Annotated in this window: 13 protein-coding genes; 5 read left to right on the forward strand and 8 right to left on the reverse strand. The window is 71.8% G+C overall.

Going from position 1 to position 17,036, the window contains the following annotated elements; translation table 11 throughout:
* Nucleotides 1-7: 7 nt before the first annotated feature.
* From JYK02_RS35570 to JYK02_RS35580, 3 genes are read right to left on the reverse strand one after another with little or no spacing between them, the layout of a single operon-like run.
* Nucleotides 8-571 carry a phage tail protein gene (locus JYK02_RS35570; RefSeq protein ID WP_207057405.1) on the reverse strand — a complete coding sequence of 188 codons (564 nt, stop codon included), beginning with the start codon at nt 569-571 and terminating at the stop codon, nt 8-10.
* Nucleotides 571-2,892 carry a phage tail sheath subtilisin-like domain-containing protein gene (locus tag JYK02_RS40855; RefSeq protein ID WP_207057406.1) on the reverse strand — a complete coding sequence of 774 codons (2,322 nt, stop codon included), beginning with the start codon at nt 2,890-2,892 and terminating at the stop codon, nt 571-573. Before JYK02_RS40855 ends, JYK02_RS35570 begins: the two co-directional genes overlap by 1 nt.
* A gap of 16 nt (nt 2,893-2,908) precedes the next feature.
* Complete coding sequence (locus JYK02_RS35580; protein WP_207057407.1) at nt 2,909-4,867, reverse strand: hypothetical protein; 1,959 nt, start codon at nt 4,865-4,867, stop codon at nt 2,909-2,911.
* A gap of 443 nt (nt 4,868-5,310) precedes the next feature.
* On the opposite strand from JYK02_RS35580, the gene JYK02_RS35585 reads away from it, so the two are divergent.
* From JYK02_RS35585 to JYK02_RS35600, 4 genes are all read left to right on the forward strand, one after another.
* Nucleotides 5,311-7,629 carry a PAS domain S-box protein gene (locus JYK02_RS35585; RefSeq protein ID WP_207057408.1) on the forward strand — a complete coding sequence of 773 codons (2,319 nt, stop codon included), beginning with the start codon at nt 5,311-5,313 and terminating at the stop codon, nt 7,627-7,629.
* A 162-nt stretch (nt 7,630-7,791) separates the two neighbouring features.
* Nucleotides 7,792-8,832 (forward strand): hypothetical protein, encoded by a 1,041-nt coding sequence (locus tag JYK02_RS35590; protein WP_207057409.1) that lies wholly within the window; start codon nt 7,792-7,794, stop codon nt 8,830-8,832.
* A complete protein-coding gene (locus tag JYK02_RS35595) occupies nt 8,829-10,511 on the forward strand; it encodes an AMP-binding protein (protein WP_207057410.1) in 1,683 nt (560 codons plus the stop codon). The genes JYK02_RS35590 and JYK02_RS35595 overlap by 4 nt, the downstream gene beginning before the upstream one ends.
* Entirely contained in the window at nt 10,511-10,897 is a 387-nt protein-coding gene (locus JYK02_RS35600; RefSeq protein ID WP_207057411.1) for a DUF4280 domain-containing protein, read from the forward strand. Before JYK02_RS35595 ends, JYK02_RS35600 begins: the two co-directional genes overlap by 1 nt.
* Nucleotide 10,898: 1 nt before the next feature.
* Here JYK02_RS35600 and JYK02_RS35605 read toward each other — a convergent pair whose 3' ends face one another.
* Genes JYK02_RS35605 through JYK02_RS35625 form a run of 5 tightly spaced genes read right to left on the reverse strand, consistent with a single transcriptional unit; the run spans nt 10,899 to nt 16,546 of the window.
* A complete protein-coding gene (locus JYK02_RS35605) occupies nt 10,899-12,566 on the reverse strand; it encodes a type VI secretion system baseplate subunit TssF (protein ID WP_207057412.1) in 1,668 nt (555 codons plus the stop codon).
* 3 nt (nt 12,567-12,569) lie between these two features.
* Entirely contained in the window at nt 12,570-14,201 is a 1,632-nt protein-coding gene (locus JYK02_RS35610) for a hypothetical protein (RefSeq protein WP_207057413.1), read from the reverse strand.
* Nucleotides 14,198-14,584: a GPW/gp25 family protein gene (locus JYK02_RS35615; RefSeq protein WP_207057414.1), complete on the reverse strand. Its 387-nt coding sequence runs from the start codon at nt 14,582-14,584 to the stop codon at nt 14,198-14,200. The genes JYK02_RS35610 and JYK02_RS35615 overlap by 4 nt, the downstream gene beginning before the upstream one ends.
* 14 nt (nt 14,585-14,598) lie before the next feature.
* Nucleotides 14,599-15,543, reverse strand: coding sequence for a hypothetical protein (locus tag JYK02_RS35620; protein WP_207057415.1), 945 nt, complete (start codon nt 15,541-15,543; stop codon nt 14,599-14,601).
* Between the two features lie 13 nt (nt 15,544-15,556).
* Complete coding sequence (locus JYK02_RS35625; protein WP_207057416.1) at nt 15,557-16,546, reverse strand: type VI secretion system protein IglI family protein; 990 nt, start codon at nt 16,544-16,546, stop codon at nt 15,557-15,559.
* Between the two features lie 54 nt (nt 16,547-16,600).
* Here JYK02_RS35625 and JYK02_RS35630 point away from each other — a divergent pair.
* The coding region (locus tag JYK02_RS35630) for a hypothetical protein (RefSeq protein ID WP_207057417.1) at nt 16,601-17,036 on the forward strand (436 nt) is incomplete at its 3' end.

The raw sequence follows: 17,036 nt of genomic DNA on the forward strand, positions 1-17,036 counted from the left end.
GGGGACGTCAGGGCGTCGCAAGGGTCGTCGCCGGCTTGGACAGGACGGGCCGGGGCACCGGCTCCCAGCCTTCGTGGGTGAGCTCCAGCGACAGGAGCGCCACCTCCCCCGCCATGGCGTCCAGCTTGGGCAGGGCGTGGAACTTGCTCACCCACGCGTTGTGCACGTGGAAGCTGCGGATGCGCGCCTCCATGCCTCCGGGCGTGGGCACCTCCGTGGGGTGCGCGTACGCGTCCCACAGGTCGATGAAGAGGTCGCGCTTCACCGGCTCGCCGGGCGACTTGCCGGTGCGCGCGAACTCCAGCACCGCGCGCGCCCAGCGCTCCAGCGTGTCGTCCAGCGCCAGCCCCTGCTCCAGCACGAGCGGATCCCAGTTCACCTTGTGGGGCTGGGCGTAGCGGTGCAGGTTGTTGCCGCCCTCCCAGATTTCGAAGGCGCCCACGTTCACGGACAGGCCGGACACGGAGCGCACCCCCGCCACGTACTCCCCGGCCGCGGACGTGCTCATCCGGAGCCGGAAGCGGAAGGTCCGCAGCGGGTTGCGGGCGTTGGCGGGGACGGGCGTGGGCATCAGGCCGCCAGCAGGCTCTTCTGGCTGATTTCGATGACCACGAACTCCGCGGGCTTCAGCGGCGCGAAGGCCACCTGCGCGGTGACGATGCCCGCGTCCACGTTCTCCTGCGGGTTGGTGCTCCGGTCGCAGACGACGCTGAAGGCCTCCTCGGGCGTGCTGCCCTGGAAGGCGCCCTGGCGGAACAGCCCCAGCATGAAGGACTCGATGGAGACGCGGATGCGGCCCCACAGCTCCTCGTCATTCGGCTCGAACACCGCCCACTTCAGGCCGCGCCGCAGGGACTCCTTGAGGAAGAGCGCCGTGCGGCGCACCGGGATGTAGCGCCACTCCGGATCCGGGGACAGCGTGCGCGTGCCCCACGACACCAGCCCCACGCCGGGGAACTGGCGCAGGCAGTTGAGGCTCACCGGGTTGAGCAGGTCCTGCTCCGCGTCGATGACGGAGTACTGGAGCCCCAGCGCCTCGGAGATGGACGCCTCGATGCCGGCGGGCGCCTTCCACACGCCGCGCGTGGTGTCCGTGCGGGCGAAGAGGCCCGCCACGTGGCCCGACGGCGGCACCAGCCGCGTGGGGTTGCGCCCCACGCCCACGGGGTCCGCCACGCGGATCCACGGGTAGAACATGGCGGAGTTCTTCGAGCGCGCGGGCAGTCCCTCCACGAACTGCTTCGCGTCGTCCGGCGCGACGACGAAGTCCTTGTCCACGCCGCCGGGGCCGTCCGCGAGGAAGAAGCAGTCGCCCCGGTTGTCGCAGTACGCGATGCCGGTGGAGATGAACGCGACCTCGTTCTTGCCCGGCAGCGCGACGATGTTGACCTCCTCCGTGTCCAGCGCGTGCAGGCCGGTGCGCAGCTTCGCGTCGCCCGCGAAGTCGGAGGTGTCCAGCAGGCCCGTGCCGTCGTCGCCGCCCAAGAGCCGCACGTTCGACACCGACGCCGGACGCACGGTGGGGTTCGCGGGCGAGTCGTTCGAGTAGCCCCGCGCGCGCGGCGCGAAGCCCAGCTGCCGGAGCATGGTGGGCACCGTGGGCTGGAGCGTCTCGCTGATGGACAACTGCAAGCCGTCGAAGGTCTCCGCCGTCAGGCCCGCGGTGCCGGCGGCGGGCGTGCCGGTGAGGGTCGTGGCGGACAGCGACAATGTGGAGGTGCCCGCCGCCGTGGGCAGGCCGGTGATGACGGTGTTGCCCTGCCCGTCCGTCACCACCGACGCGACCTTGCCGGCCAGCGCCACCGCCAGCGAGTGGTTCAGCTCCGCGGGCGTCACCGCGTTGGCGTCCCCCGCGAGGATGGGAATGGGCACCACCGTGGTGGCGCCGGGCGGTCCCACGGTGATCTTCGCGTTCTCCGGGTCCAGGTCGTACGTCGCGCCCGAGGGCTTGGGGATGGTGAGCGTGGGCCCGGTGGCCACCTTCAGCGAAATCTCCGGCGAGTCCGTGCCGCCGATGACGAGGGTGTTGGTGAGCCCCGCGGCGGTGACGGCCTGGGTGAGGAAGGTCTTGAGCTGGGAGGCGTCCAGTTGCGTGCGGCCGTTGGCGAACGCGGCGGCCGGCACCGCGGTCGTCACCAGGGCCTGGGTGATGGGCACGTCCAGCGTCGTGCGGGGCAGGTCCGGCTGCGCCTCGTCCCAGGTGGAGATCTGCAGCTTGCCGCCGTCATAGAGGCTGTACTTGGTGCCCGACAGCACGGCGGCCTTGAGCTTGGGCGGCACGCCCGGCACGAGCACCGCGCCGGACGGCTGCGAGGCCAGCTTCAGCTGGAACTCGTCGCGCACGCGGATGTAGCGGGAGATGTCGTTGATGCGGTCGGCGACGTAGTCCTCGCTGGACGGATCCATGCGCACGTCCTCGAACGCCTCCAGGCGGCGCGTGGCCCCGGCCTCCGTCCAGATGACCTCCACGCGGAACGCCTCGCTGGGGAAGTTGATGGAGTCGCTCACGTGGACGCGGAGGGAGTCGGACCACTCGCCCGCGCCCCGCGCGAGGAACGTGAGGGCGTTGAGGCCTCCGCCCGCGCGGGAGACGAGGGGCGCGGACGCGCCAGCCACCGCGTCCGAGGGCAGCACACGCACGACGTAGGCGCGCCGTCCGCCCGAGTCGAAGAAGGCCTCCACCGCCTGCGCGACGAGGCCCGCCTCTCCGGGCTCGTGGCCTCCGAAGGCGCGCTCGTACTCGGCGAAGCCGGTGACGAACTGGGCCAGGCCCGGGATGCCGCGCGCCGTGCGGCCGACGAACGCCGCCGTGGACGTGCCCACCCCTTCGATGGGGCGCGCACCGGCACTGATCTCTTCGACATAGACGCCCGGATGCAATCGCTCAGCCACGTTCATCCTCCTGGTTTCAGATGGTCCCGCGCCTGGCGGTATCCGCTTCGGTGACAGTCATTCCCGGGTGACCGCTGGCGCCGCGCGAGGCACCGCGCGCGATGAGGTCCACCTGGGGCTTCTCGACGAGTCGGGCGCTGGTGCGCGGGTTCGGCTCGTCCATCAGCGCGGAGACGCGGTAGTCCACGCTGCAGCGGTACAGGTGGTTCAAGAGGTCGTCACGGCGGCGCAGCTGGGTCTGGAAGAAGAAGCACTCCTCCTGGAACACCAGCGTGCGGCCCCGCGCCCAGGCGCCCTCCACGGGCTTGCTGAGCGTCACCGCGTCTCCGTCCAGCCCCAGCACCAGCGCCTGGAAGCGCCGCTTGCCCACGCGGTAGCCATCCTCGCTGGCGCCCAGCACCACCACGTCGCCCACCTTGAGGCGAGGCGCCGCGGTGACGCTGCGGCGCAGCGCCGGATCCAACGGCCCCACCGGCTCCGCCACCAGGTGCAGGTGGTCCACCGTGAAGTCCAGCGGCGTGCCCGTCTGCGCCCCCAGCGTGAGCACCATGTCGCTCGCGGCGACGGTGACGCCGGGCGCGGCGACAGGCTGCGCGGGCGTGGCCTCCGCGTCCAGGAGCGGCTGCGGCGTCCCGTCCGCCGACAGCCACACCACGCCCTCCCCCGCCTCCAGCCGCGCGTGCAGCACCACGCCGGCCTCCAGCCGCTCCGCCGGAAGGCGCCAGCGCGTCTCCGCGACCTGCGTGCCGCTGCCCTGGGACAGCGTCGCGGTGGCCACCACCTCGCCCATGAGCCGGGTGCCCACCTGTTCGTAGCGGACGACGAGCCGCAGCACCGGCTGCCCCTGCGACAGCAGCACGGCCACCGGCAGCGTCTGCGCGGCCACCGCGCCGGAGGCGACCCGCAGCCCCAGCGACAGCGCCAGTCCGTCCGGGGCCGGGTTGTCGGCGTGGAAGGGATCCGGCACGGCGGGCAGGGGGTAGACGAGGACGGAGGCGGTGCCGGTGCCGGACAGGCGCAGGCCCTCGGAGGCCGGCAGGAAGGACGCGCCCGGCGTCAGGTCCACGCGTCCGCCGCGAGCGCGCTCCAGGCCCTGGTCGCTGGACTCCAGGTGCGCCAGGGACAGCAGCGTGGTGGGCTCGCCGCGCGCCAGGAGGCGGAGCGTCGTGGCGCCGTCGGCGACGTCCTCGGCCAAGAGCGACGGGCGGAGCACCATCTGCCCGCGCGTGGGGATGGAGAGCGCCACCGTGTCCATGATGGACGCCAGGTCCACCTGCGAGCCCGCCCACAGGTCCACTTGCACGTCGATGGCCATGGCCTTGGGCGCGCGCAGCTTGCTCAGGAACGCCCTGCCCTCCTGGGCCCGCTCCGGAGGCTCCAGGCCCAGCGGGCCCGCGATGCTGCCGGTGACGGGCAGCACCTCCACGCTGGAGCGGAACTCCATGGAAGCAATGCCCGTGTCGGAGCTGAGCGCGAGCCGGCGGCCCTCCACGTCCCAGCGCGCGGTGACGTCGGCGAGCGCGTCCAGCAGCAAGGGGTCCGTGAGCGGCGCGCCCGTGGGCTCCTGGTAGAGGCCGCCGGTGAGCGCCTCCGCCAGCTTCGCGTTGAGGGCGGCGGTGAGCGTGGGGCCGGTGGCGGCGGAGGCGAACGAACCGCCCGGCAGGCCCGTGAGCGTGACGATGGCGCGGCCATCCAGGCGCAGCTTGAGCGCGCCTCCCGGAGGCACGCTGTCCGCGGCGGCGCGAGGCGTGCCGATGAGGTGGCCCGGCACGCGGACGGTGGCGACGCCGGTGCGGCCGTTCTCGCGCTCGGGTTCAGGGAAGAGGCCCAGCGGACCGACGACGGAGAAGAACGGCACGCGCGAGGGCCGGTATCCCTCGTCCACGTAGCCATGCGCGGCGAAGACACGCACGTCGCCGCTGCGCAAGGCCAACCGGCCCTGCCACAGCAGGCCGCTGAGGATCTCGCGTATCACGCGATGGCACCCTCCAGGGCAACGCCATGTCTGGTTTCAAGCTGCTGCGTCACGGCACCCCCCGGTACCCCGCAGAACCGCCTGTTCCACCGCATGCGACACGCGACGAGTGGCAGACAATGAACCACGAGCTTGGCGGACGTCAACACCTCGGGCGAGTCAGCCTTTGACTTGCAGTGCGTCAAATCTGAATGTGATCCTGCCCTGTGGGGTGGGTGGGATGAAGTGGTTGCCTATGGAGGGTGAGCAGCCTGGGATGCCTCCTCGGGGTCTGTCCATGAGGGCGCGGCCAATCAGCGGCTGCGCCTCCAGGCGGGCGCGGATTGCCCGCGAGTGCCGGGGATGCACACCCTCCAGGTCAGGCCACTCCCATGGTGGGAGGCGGCGTTACGGGGCCCTGCCTCCAAGCTCGCCGGGAAGGGCCGGGTTCAGAGGAGGCGCGCGTGGAGAGTCACAGCGCAAGCTTCGACCCGGAGTCCACCGAGTCCATCACCGACGCGCACTCCCGGCTGCTGCTCGAGACGCTGGTGGCGAGCACGCCGGTGGGGCTCGCGGTCGTGGACATGGACCAGCGCTTCGTCGAGGTGAACGACGCGCTCGCCGCCATGAACGGCATCCCGCGCGCGGCCCACCTGGGGCGCAAGGTGCAGGAGATCGTCCCGGAGCTGTGGCCCACGCTGCGTCCCCAGTACCAGCGCGTCCTGGAGGGCGGGACCTTGCAGACGGTGGAGGTCAGCGGCGCCACCTCCAAGGAGGTGGGCGTGGAGCGCCACTTCCTCGTCAGCTACTACCCGGTGCGCACGGGGGCGGGCGTGCTGCTGGGCATCGGCGTCATCGTCGCGGAGGTCACCGAGCAGCGCAGGGCCCACGACGCGCTCCGGGTCAGTGAGCAACGCTACCGCTCGCTGGTGGAGGCCATGGCGCAGCCGGTGTGGACCACCAACGCCCGGGGCGAGGTGGTGGAGCCCGCGCCGCGCTGGCTGGCGTTCACGGGCCAGACGCACGAGGAGCACCTGGGGCTGGGCTGGCTCTCCGCCATCCACCCGGAGGACCGCAAGCGCGTGGTGCGCGGCTGGGTGGAGTCCCTGCGCACGAAGGCCTCCTACCGGGGCGAGTTCCGCCTGCGCTTCCACGCCGGGGGCTACCGGGACGTGGTGGGCCGGGCCGTGCCCGTGTTCGGCGACAAGGGCGCCATCCGTGAGTGGGTGTCCACGGCGGAGGACATCACCGACCGCAAGAAGGCGGAGGCCCGGGCGGAGAACGAGCGCGCGAGGCTGAGCGCCGTGCTGACGAGCGCCCCGGCGTCCATCGCGCTGCTCACCGGCAAGGAGCAGGTCTTCACGCTGGTGAACCCGCTCTACAAGCGGCTGTCGCAGGGGGCGGAGCTGCTGGGCACCTCCGCCAGGGACATGGACCATCCCCAGGATATGCACTACGCCCAGATGCTGGAGAAGGCCTACACCAGCGGTGAGCCGGTGATGGAGAAGGAGATCGCCGTCACCACCGACTTCCAGGGCGAGGGGGTGGAGGCCACGCGCCGCTTCGACCTCGTCTGCCAGCCGCTGCGGGACCTGTCGGGCCAGGTGGACTCCGTGCTGTCGTTCGCCATCGACGTGACGGAGCGGGTGGAGGCCCGGAAGAAGCTGGAGGAGTGGGCGGCGTCTCTGAGGAACCAGCAGCAGTGGCTGGAGTCGGTGCTGGACCGGACGCCCGTGGCGCTCATCCTGGTGGCGCCGCGGACGGGCCGCATCGTCTTCGCGAACCAGGCGGCCCGGCAGATGGCCGGCGGCGAGTTCCCCGGGGGCCTGCGGGCGGAGACCTACTCAGGGGTGCATCGCTTCACGGACGAAAAGGGCCGCGAGCTGAGCATGGATGAGATTCCGGGCGTCCGGGCGGCGAAGGGCTCGCCCGTCCACGGGGAGCCGGTCATCTGGCACACGCCCAGCGGGCACTACTCCCTGCTGGTGGAGGCAGCCCCCCTGCCCGCCCAGCACGGGCATCCGGAAGCGGTCCTCCTGGCCCTCCAGGACGTCTCCGAGCTGCGCAAGACGCAGGCGCAGCTCCAGCACGCGGTGTCCCTGAGGGACGAGTTCCTGACGGTGGCGTCGCACGAACTGAAGACGCCGCTGACGCCGTTGCAGCTCAAGCTCCAGTCCCTGGTGCGGGACGCGCAGTCCGCCCAGACGCTGGAGGCGCTGCGCGAGCGCGTGACGAGGACCGCGGAGGGCGTCTCCGGGCAGATCCGGAAGATGACGACGCTCATCAACGACCTGCTGGAGGTGACGCAGCTCACGGGCCCCTCCGCGCCGCTGCGGCTGGAGCACGTGGACCTGGCGGACGTGGTGCGCGAGGTGGTGGAGCGCTTCGAGTCACAAGCCACGAAGGCAGGCTGCCAGCTCATCGTCGATGCGGCCCCGGGAGCGATGGGCCAGTGGGACCACCACCGGCTGGACCAGGTGGTGAGCAGCCTGCTGTCCAACGCGCTGAAGTACGGCGCCGGGCGCCCGGTGACGCTCCGGGTGGAGAAGGGCCTGGGTCAGGCCAGGCTGAGCGTGAGGGACGAAGGCATCGGCATCGCGCAGGGAAGCCTCCAGGCCATCTTCGAGAAGTTCACCCGCGCCGTGTCGACAAGACATTACGGAGGTCTGGGATTGGGCCTCTTCATCACCCGGCAGATTGTCGAAGCCCACCACGGCACCCTGCGCGCGGAAAGCCAACCCGGACAGGGTGCGACCTTCATCGTGGAATTGCCGATGAACTGAAACAGCCCAACCAACCAGGTCGCCAACCCCATGCATCAGGGTGGCGCCGACCCATTCCCTGCTCATTTACATCGCCGGGCACGGCTATGTTTCGCATCGCTGTCTGGGTATGATGACAGTCCGGGGGAGCGCGTCCCGCCAGAAGCGGTTCAGAGCGCCATCATGCCCATGCCCAAATTCCTGTCAGTGCACGGCGCCGCCGCCGCGGTCCTGTTGTGCGCCCTGCCCGCCTGGGCCCAGTCCGCCCTGCCCGGCTTCGAATTGGAACACCTGGAGCTCAACCCCGGCCGGGGCACCGCGGTGATGCGCAACGGCGAACTGCTGGTGCCCGGCGGCATGAGCGTGGGGCTCGTGGGCCAGTACCAGCAGCTGCCGCTCGTGCTCCTCAATGGCGAGCGCCGCCTGGAAGCCGTGCGCAACCGCGCCTCATCCGTCCTGGCGGGCAGCTACGGTGTGCTGCCGTGGCTGGAGGTGGGTGCGCAGGTGCCCGTGGTGCTGTGGCAGCAGGGAGATGATCCCGCGCCCCTGGGCCTGACGCCGCTGGCCACCCAGGGCCTGGGCACCCCGGAGGTGCAGGCGCGCCTGGGGCTGCTGTCGCGCCGCGACGAACACCCCGTGGACCTCTCCATGGACCTGGGCCTGGGCCTTCCCATTGGCAGCGCGGCGGTGCTGGGCCGGGACTCCGGCCTGCGCGTGCGCGCCCTGGCCGCCATGGGCACGCAGGTGGGGTTCCTCAAGCCGGCGCTGGAGGCCGGCGTGCTCCTGCGCTCGCGCAACCCGCTCTCCGCGCCAAGCGCCTCCGGACAGGCCCTGGAGTTCCGCCTGGGCGCCGGGGTGACGACAGCCGGCCAGGGACTGCGTGGCGAGCTGGCGGTGAAGGCCGCCTTCGCCGCGGACATGGACCAGCCCGCGGTGGAGGTGCTCGGCGGCGGGCGCATCCCCCTGTCGGAAGGCCTGGAGCTCCACGCGCTGGCGGGCCCCGGCCTGGGACGCACGCCGGGCACGCCCATCGCCCGGGTGCTCCTGGGCGTGACGTTCCGCCAGGAGCCGCCGCCCAGGATGGAGGTGCTCCCGGAGCCCGTGCCCCAGCTGCGCCTGGAGGAGTTCCAGAAGCAGCCGGAGTACGTCCCGGACACGAGCGTGGAGCCGGTGCCCACCCGCGAGCTGCTCCCCCCGGAACCCGCGCCGCGGTCCTCCCCATGACCTTCGAGCCACGCGTCGTGCTCGCCGCGTTCGACGGCACCCAGCCGCCTCCGGACAGCGTGCCCGCGTGGCTCGCGCGAAGCTGGGAGGATCCGGACGGCTTCGCCGCCGCGATGGCCCCCATCCATGCGGGCCGGAGCACGCCCTTCAAGAGCCGCACCGGCCAGCACCACGACTTCTTCCACGACCTGGTGGCCCGCCACGCCACCACGGACCGCATCGCGCTGCGCACGTACTCGCGGACGCAGGGCTGGCGCACGCTGAGCTACCGCCAGCTCCAGGAACAGGCCACGCGGCGGGCCACCGCCTGGGCGGGGCTGGGGGTGAAGCCCGGCGCGAAGCTGTGCCTGCTGCTGCCGCCCGGCCCGGAGCTGATGGTGTCGCTGTGCGCGGCGCTGGGCCTGGGCGCGTGCGTGAGCCTCCTGCCGCCCGGGGCCCGCGCCTTCGTGGCTCGCAGGCTGGACGCGCTGGCGCCCCAGCACGTCGCCGCGGAGCCCCACCAAGCGCCGCTCCTGGGCAAGCACGCCGCGCTGCTCCTTCCGCTCCAGACGCAGGTGCCGCCCGCGCTCGCGTCGTACACGTACAAGCCCGCGGAGCCGGTGGGCCTGCTCTTCTCACCGCTGGCGGACCCCAGCGACGTGCCCGTGCCGCTCACCGCCGGAGACGCGTGGAGGAGCGCGCTGGTGGATGGGCTGCTGACCTTCGGCCTGAACCCGGGGGACCACCTGGCGGCGCCGGGCTTCCACCCGCTCCAGCACCTGCCGGCGCTGTACTTCACCACGCTGCTTCGCGGCGCGACGTTCCTGCACGTGGAGCCCGCGGACCTGGAGGTCTCTCCCGCGCTGCTCACCGAGCATCCGGTGCGCGCCCTGGGGCTCACGCCCGCCATGCGCGACCTGGTGGCCCGTGCGCGGCTTCCGCTGAAGAACGTGGGCCTGTGGTTCCGGGATCCGCAGGCGCCCTTCGACTTCCACGCCTGGCGCGACGCGCTCAAGGCCACCGGGCTGGCCAGCGTGCCCGGCGGCAACGTGTGCGTGGACCCGGCGTGGGGTGGCGCGGTGCTCTGCTCGCAGCGGCGCGTGGCGGCGGACGTGCACACGGACATCGCCCCCGCGCCCGGACGTGCCTGGGCGCTGCGCGACTTCACCGACAGCGGGCAGGACGCCGCGGGGGACACGGGCCTCTTCACCCCCCTGCCCGACGCCGGACGGCCGCCCGCGCACGTCGTCCTGACGCGGGTGCGCGGCCAGTATCACCACTTCGGTGGGCGTGAGCCCCGGCGCGAGGGCCGGGTGTTCCTCTTCGCGGAGGCCGCCGCCGTGCTGCGCGAGCCTCCTGGCCCCCGGCTGGACGCGGTGGGTCTGGCCGTGCCGGTGAGCGGCATGGCGGGCGCGTATCGCAGCGTGCTGCTCGTCTTCACCGGCGACCTGCCCCCCGGCACGGAGGTCAGCGACGCGGACGTGCGCCGCCGCATCGAGCAGGCCCTGGGCGCGGACGCGCTGCCGGACCGCATCGAGCGCTTCGCGCTCCACGCGCGGCGCCTGGACGGCCAGCAGGACGGGCCGGTGGACGAGGAGTGGTGCCGTGCGCAGTACCTCACGGGCTCCCTGAAGCTGAAGTCGGGGGACCCCCTGTTCCAGGCGCTCACGTCGCTGCGCGCCCGGGTGGAGTCACGCTGATGGGAATCCAGGTCGCGTCCGGGGCCATGCTCCAGTGCAGCTTCGGGCTCGCGCCCTCGACGCTGTCGGTGCCCCCCGCCAACATGGTGAACGCCACCGCGCCAGCGGCCACCATCATGGACAACATCCCGGGCATGAACGTGCCGCCCTTCGGCATGTGCCAGTCCCTGGCCAACCCCGCCGTGGCCGCCGCCACCGCCGCGGCGATGGGAGCGCTCACCCCCATGCCGTGCATGCCCGTGCTGCCCGCGCCGTGGACGCCCGGCTCGCCCACGGTGCTCATCAAGGGCAAGCCGGCGCTCACCGACAAGTCCATGTGCACCTGCGCCTATGGCGGGATGATCAAGATCAACGTGCCCGGCCAGACGAAGATGCAGGTGAAGTGACTCACGGCAGGGGCACGTAGCGCAGGGGCGCCTCGCGCTGGGGCAGGCGCACCTCCAGCTCCACCACGTCCTCCGCGCTCCAGACGGCGAACAGCTCCACCAGCCGGCCGCACAGCAGGTCCACCAGCGGCAGCAGCGACGCGTCCATGGGCCCGAAGCCCAGCTGGTACACGTACTTGAAGCCCGCGGCGCTCCGGGCGAAGGGCTTGGACTTCACGGACACCTCCGTGAGCGAAGGCAGGAGCTCCCGGAAGTGCCGCTGCGTCCGCACACCCAGGACCTCCAGGAGGAACAGCAGGTCCTCGCGCCCCAGGAACCGCTGCGTGCGCAGCGCCAGCAATTGCAGCAGCGCCTGCTGCCCGTGCTCCACCGGGTTGTCCCCGCCCGGCGCCACCGCGCCCACCAGGCTCCACGGCACGCCTTCCAGGAAGCGGTCCGCCAGCACGGGCCGGTAGCCCCGCGCGTCGAAGCGCGGCGGCAGCGGCTGGTGCCACAGGCCATCCACGCCCAGCCGCACCGGCTTGAGGAACGCGTCCGGCATGTCCAGCGCCAGCCACGACGTGCGCGAAAGGCCCTGGCCTTCGTGGTCCAGGTCGTACGTCTCCGCGCCGCCGGAGATGGCGCCCGGGCGCAGGGGCACCATGCCCTTCGGGGTCAGCTGGTACACGCCCGTGGCCGTGTTCAGCCGGAAGCCCATGGAGGAATCCGGGTGCTGCACCGCGTGCCGCTCCTTCGTGCCGTCGTGCTCCACGGGCGCCGCCATGGCGCGCTGCAGGTTCACCACCGGCACCGCGTGCGCCACGAACGAGTCCGCCCCCACCACCAGCTCCGACGGCCAGCGGCCCGCCAGGCGCAGGGTCAGGGTGAAGCCCTGCCAGTTGCGGGGGGCCGGCGGGATGCGGGCCTCCAGGAACAGCTCCTGCTGCGGGAAGTGCAACAACTGCCGCAGCCGCTGCAGGGGATGCTCGGACGGCTCGCCATCCGCCGCCACCGGCCGGGGCGCGCCGAAGCGCACCGGGCCCGAGTGCGCGTCGAAGGGCTTCACCTCGTGCTCCACCGTCCCGTCGTCGAAGCTCACGGTGGCGGAGCGCACGGCGCTCTTCAGCTGGAAGAACACCGCCAGGGACGCCCGGAAGTCGTTGAGGTGGTTGATGTGCAGCCTCACCTCGCCCGGGGAGTCGTTGCGAGGAAAGCCGCCCTCGAAGACGAGCCGCAGCAGCGCGCCGTCCTCGCCCTGGCGCTCCAGCCGGGCCTGGGTGAGCCGCACGGGCAACAGCCGCATCGGAGCCAGCGTGCGCAGGGAGAGCGGCCCGGTGGGACCGCCGCCCGGCCCCGGGTTGAGGAGGAAGGGCGTGCCCCGGGGCAGCTCCGCGGCGTCCACGAAGCGCGCGTCCGGCTCCGCGCGGAACATGGCCATGGCCGGAATGGGATGGAGCAGGTAGGCGAAGTGCTGCTGGAACAGCCGCAGCGTGCTTCGCTCCAACGCGCGCTGCCCCGCGCGGCGCGTGCGCGCGGTGAACAGGGCCATGGCCTCCGTGAGCCGCCGCACGTCCGCGTCCTCGCCGTCCAGCGGCGCGGAGGGGTGCAGGGCCGTGTAGCCCAGGCGGAACTTCTCCAGCGCCTGGAGCTCCTCCAGGAACGACGCGTAGAGCGCTTCATCCATCCGCATGGCCTACTCCCCCTCCTGGACGCGCAGGAACATCCGGCCCTCGGTGACCTCGATGAGCTGGGTGTCCTTCTCCAGGGTCCGCTGGATGCGCAGCATGGGCTTCGAGTCCTGGTACAGGTGCTGGATGGACGTCTCGCTCTTGTCCGTCTTGCCCAGCAGCAGGTGGTTGCCCTGCGACTCCTTGGGGAGACGGGCGCCGGGGCGCCACTCCAGGAAGCGGTCCATGCGCGCGTGCTGGTAGCCCAGCGACACCAGCACCCGCGTCCCCTTGTCCATGGGGAAGTAGAAGTGCCCGGGCTGCTGGTGCGGCTCATAGGGGACGCGCACCTCCTTGTCCCACAAGGGCAGCTTCACCCGGTACGACTCCACCGACGTCTCCTCGTCCTGGCGGATCTGATACGTGCGGTCCGGCTCCCCGCCCTCCTCGCTCACCACCCGCCCCTCCGCGAGGAAGGGCCAGCGCGGCGGCCGGAAGCGCGGACGCCGGAAGGTGGGGTCCGCCGCCTCCTCCAGCGTGGCCTTCAACTCCAGCTCGTAGTCGTTGGCGGCGCTGTCCGGGTCGTGCGCGGCGTCGTCCTCCACGGCGCGGGCCTCCAGCTTCAGCGTGTGCAGCCGGTACTGCTTCTCGTGCGTCGCGGCCTGCGTGCTGAACTCGCCCAGCGTGTAGAGCCCGTTGAGCACCAGCGACGCGCGGGGGTAGCCCGCGAAGGACAGCCGCACCTCCGGGCCCTCCAACTGCTGGCGTTGCGTCTCCAGCGCCACCCGGTCCGTGAGCGTGCCCTCCAGCGTGGAGGTGACCAGGCACTCGGTGAGGACGCCCGGGATGGCGTCCGCGTTCTCCACCGCCTGGCGCCTCGTGCCGGCGTCCACGTAGCTGTTGAGCACCGACAGCGCGTCCCGCCGCGGCTCCGGGTAGCGCAGGTCCACCTGCATCACCTCGCCGCGAGAGAGCACCAGCGGCTCGCCGCCTTCGGGCTTCGCGGCCGCGAGCGTGTACCTCCCCGTCGCGTAGTCCAGGAACATGCCCGCGTTCATGCGCGCCTGCACCCAGTGCAGGAAGTCCAGGAAGCTGGCGCCAGAGTCGTCATCCGCGCCCAGCCCCAGCGCGTGGAGGCCGTGTGCCGTCCCCGCGGCCTCCCATTCGTAGGCCACGTCCAGGCCCTGGGGCGTGTTCGCCTGGATGACGGCTTGCAACGTCTCATCCACCCACACGCCGCTGGGGAAGTGGCGGCGCCACAGCATCGCGGCGGGGTCCACCATGCGGATGCGGTAGCGCCGCTGCATTACCGGCGCCTCCGCCACGTTCTCCAGCGAGCGCTCGCGGACGTGGCGCTCCTCCACCCGCCCGATGAGCTTCAGCGGCAGGGCCTCCGCGCCCTCGCGCCCCTCCGCCTGCGCGCCGTAGCGGCGGTCGATGGTCAGCGTCGCCTTGATGGGCTGCGTGCCGGTGAAGGGGGTGAAGAGCGTGTCCTCGTCGCCACTCTCCTTGCATTGCACCCACCACTCCACCCGCGCCTCGAAGCCGTAGGAGCGCGCCTCCACCTTCAGGTGCTTGATGCTGCCCGCGGGGAGCGGGAAGGCCTCCTCCCCGACATTGATCTCCAGCGTCAGCCGCAGCTGTTCGGTGAACTTCATGGGTCGTCCTCCCCGGAGGGCTCTTCCGGAGGCCGTTCGCGCAGGCGGCGCGAGCCCGGGTCCAGCAGCAGGTCCATGGGCTCATGGGAGTCACGCAGGAGCAGGCGCACCACCAGGCCGGGCGCGCCTCCCGCCGCCGCGGGCGCCTCGTCGATGGAGACCACCTCCACGCGCGGCTCGTAGCGCGACAGCGTCTCGCGGATCTCCAGGCCCAGGCCCGCCAGGCGCTCCGCGTCCGAGCGGAACCCCGTCTCCGTCAGCCCGAAGCCGGGCAGCACGGAGGCCGCGCCCCGCTTGGCCTGGATCAGGTGGCCCAGGTTGCGGAGCACGGCCTCGCGAGGCGTCTCCACCACCCCCAGGAACTTCCGGTGCAGAAAGCCCACGGTCCCCTCCCCTCCTAACGCCCGACTGCCTTCGGCGTGCCCATGCTCATGCCCTGCCGGTCGCCCTCGGCGCGCGGAGGCGCGGCCACCGGCACGGACGTGTCGCCCAGGAAGACCAGATGCCGCAGCGGTTTGCCCTCCGCGCCTGGCAGCCGCTCGTAGCCCAGCTGACCGCGGGGCCCCAGGCGCACGGTCCGCCCGTGCGCGAGCACCGTCAGCACCACCTCCAGCTGCATCCGCGCGGGCATGAGCAGCGGCAGGATGTGCCGGTGGAAGCGGTGGCGCACCCGCGCGGGCCAATCCCGCCCGCGCATGTCCGCTTCCTCGTCCGCGAACACCTCCACCTGGAAGCCGCCGATGTCCGTCGCGTACGTCTGACCCAGGATGCCCGTGCCATCCAGCGGCGTGGGCCCACGCGTGGGGCGCATCCCGGAGAAGCGCGTGCGGAACGAGCGGCGGACACACGTCACGCGCAGCTCCGGGAACACCTGCTGGAACAGCCACTGGAGCGTGGCCTGCGAATCCACGCCCACCATGCGCAGGTAGAAGCCCTTCGTGCGCTCCCAGTCTCCCACCAGGTTCGTGTCCCGTTCAGGGTGCAGCGCGTTCACCAGCGCCAGCATCAGCCGGTGGTCGAAGAAGCGGATGAAGTCGAGGAACGGCTCCGGCTCCGGCAGTTGCTCGGCCACCTGGAGGAAGTAGCTGGGCAACAGGCCCGGCGTGCTCAAGAGGCCCAGGTTGAGCGTCACCACCACCCGGCGCACCGGTGAGACGTGGAATGTCACCGCCTCCACCAGCGACGCGGACGCCACCGGCTCCGGGTTGCTTTCGAAGAGCACCCGGTCCCGGCCATAGCCCTGCGTCTCCAGCAGCCGCAGGAGCGGCCCCAGGTCGAAGTCCTTCGCGCGGGCGCGGATGCGCCGCTCCAGCGGGGACAACAGCGGCGAGGCGCCGTTCATGATTCAAGCCGCCTCACTCGCCCGGCCCCACGAAGGCGCCCAGGTCCACCTGGTAGAACTGCGACAGCGTGCGCCACTCCATGGTGTCCTTGCGCTCCCAGTGCTCCTGGATGTCCCCCACGTGGCGGTTGAGCAGCGCGCCGAACGACGAGAAGAGCTCCGGCAGGTAGCGCCGCGGGTCGAACTCCTCCAGCGTCCGCAGCACGTCGTCGCTCACCATCGCGGCCTTCTGGAAGTCGCCGCGCTCCACCAGCACCTCGAAGGCCTTGAGCTTGTCGCACAGCTCCAGGAGGTGCACCGACCCGCGCAGCTGCAGCGGCCCCGTCGTGCGGGGGAACGGCGAGGGCGGCGTGGCCGCGGCTGATGCCGCGGAGGCCTTCGCGCCGCGTCCCTTCGCGGGGGCGGCCGGCTTCGCGGGCTCCGGGGCCGGCGCGGGAGCGGCCGCGCGCTCCTGCGTCGTCTCCTTCAGCCACTGTCCCAGGCCCGCCAGCCCCTGCGCCCCGTTGCGGAACGCGGCGCCTTCCAGCGCGCCCTGCAGGGCCTGGATGCCGCGCAGGGCGTCCTTGCGCTTGCCGTCCGTGAAGCCCTTGGTCCACGTCTCCCAGCCCGCGTCCCGCTTGCCGTGGTGATACTTCAGCGCGCTCAGCAGCGTCTGGAACAGCCACGTCAGCGCCTTGTTGAGCAGCACCGCGGCCTTGGACTTGTCCTTCCCCTCGGCCTGGGCGGACTCCTCCGCCGCCGCGCGCGTGAGCGCGGCCAGCACCTCCAGCACCTCCGGCAGGCGCGCGAGCCCGTCCTCGCGCAGCGCCGCGAAGAGGTAGTAGGCGGACAGCCGGATCTCGTAGGCCCCTTCCGCGTCCAGGGCCTCGATGGCGTCCGCCGCTTCCGCGTAGGCCTCCCGCTGCACCAGGTCCGCCACGGTGAGGAAGCGCTGGTCATGCGACTCCAGGCGCTCCAGCGATCCGCCCTCCACGGGGCGCAGGCACAGGCTCAGGTCTCTCATGGTCTGTCTTTCCACTTCATGTTACATGTCTTTCATTCACAAGGACAGACGCCCATGCCCATCGCCAAGCCCGACGTACTCGAAATCGAATGCAATTGGCAGACCGGGTTTCAATTCCGGCCTGGCTTCCGTGGCGCACTGGGGTATCTGCTGGAATGGAACGGCTGCGGGGGGCTCAACCTGGCGAAAGAGCTCACCCTGTTCTCCCCCACGGTGGGTGATTTCGGTCCCAAGGCGCAATGCATTGGTCTCATTGAACGGCTGGCCATGAATGGCGCTTCCGGCCCCCTGGACTTCACCGTGTATGTGGGCCGCGTCACGGCCGCGAACGTGCTCAACCACTTCGCCAAGCCCTTGGAGAACCTGCGGTTGAAGCTGGCGTGGGCCATCATCGACTTCGATGAGGCGGGTGATACCTGGTTCGAGGCGGCGAAGCTGAAGAGCCCCGCTTCCGCCGAGGCGCTGATGGACACGGAAAAAGGCCGCCCCA

Origin of the sequence: Corallococcus macrosporus (assembly GCF_017302985.1) — a bacterium.
Lineage (GTDB): Bacteria > Myxococcota > Myxococcia > Myxococcales > Myxococcaceae > Corallococcus > Corallococcus macrosporus_A.

What these genes read in the sequence shown, in the direction of transcription:
- JYK02_RS35620 (WP_207057415.1), bottom strand. Translation starts at nt 15,543, where the DNA reads ATGAACGGCGCCTCGCCGCTGTTGTCCCCGCTGGAGCGGCGCATCCGC.
- JYK02_RS35570 (WP_207057405.1), bottom strand. Translation starts at nt 571, where the DNA reads ATGCCCACGCCCGTCCCCGCCAACGCCCGCAACCCGCTGCGGACCTTC.
- JYK02_RS35610 (WP_207057413.1), bottom strand. Translation starts at nt 14,201, where the DNA reads ATGAAGTTCACCGAACAGCTGCGGCTGACGCTGGAGATCAATGTCGGG.
- JYK02_RS35600 (WP_207057411.1), top strand. Translation starts at nt 10,511, where the DNA reads ATGGGAATCCAGGTCGCGTCCGGGGCCATGCTCCAGTGCAGCTTCGGG.
- JYK02_RS35590 (WP_207057409.1), top strand. Translation starts at nt 7,792, where the DNA reads ATGCCCATGCCCAAATTCCTGTCAGTGCACGGCGCCGCCGCCGCGGTC.
- JYK02_RS35595 (WP_207057410.1), top strand. Translation starts at nt 8,829, where the DNA reads ATGACCTTCGAGCCACGCGTCGTGCTCGCCGCGTTCGACGGCACCCAG.
- JYK02_RS35605 (WP_207057412.1), bottom strand. Translation starts at nt 12,566, where the DNA reads ATGCGGATGGATGAAGCGCTCTACGCGTCGTTCCTGGAGGAGCTCCAG.
- JYK02_RS35625 (WP_207057416.1), bottom strand. Translation starts at nt 16,546, where the DNA reads ATGAGAGACCTGAGCCTGTGCCTGCGCCCCGTGGAGGGCGGATCGCTG.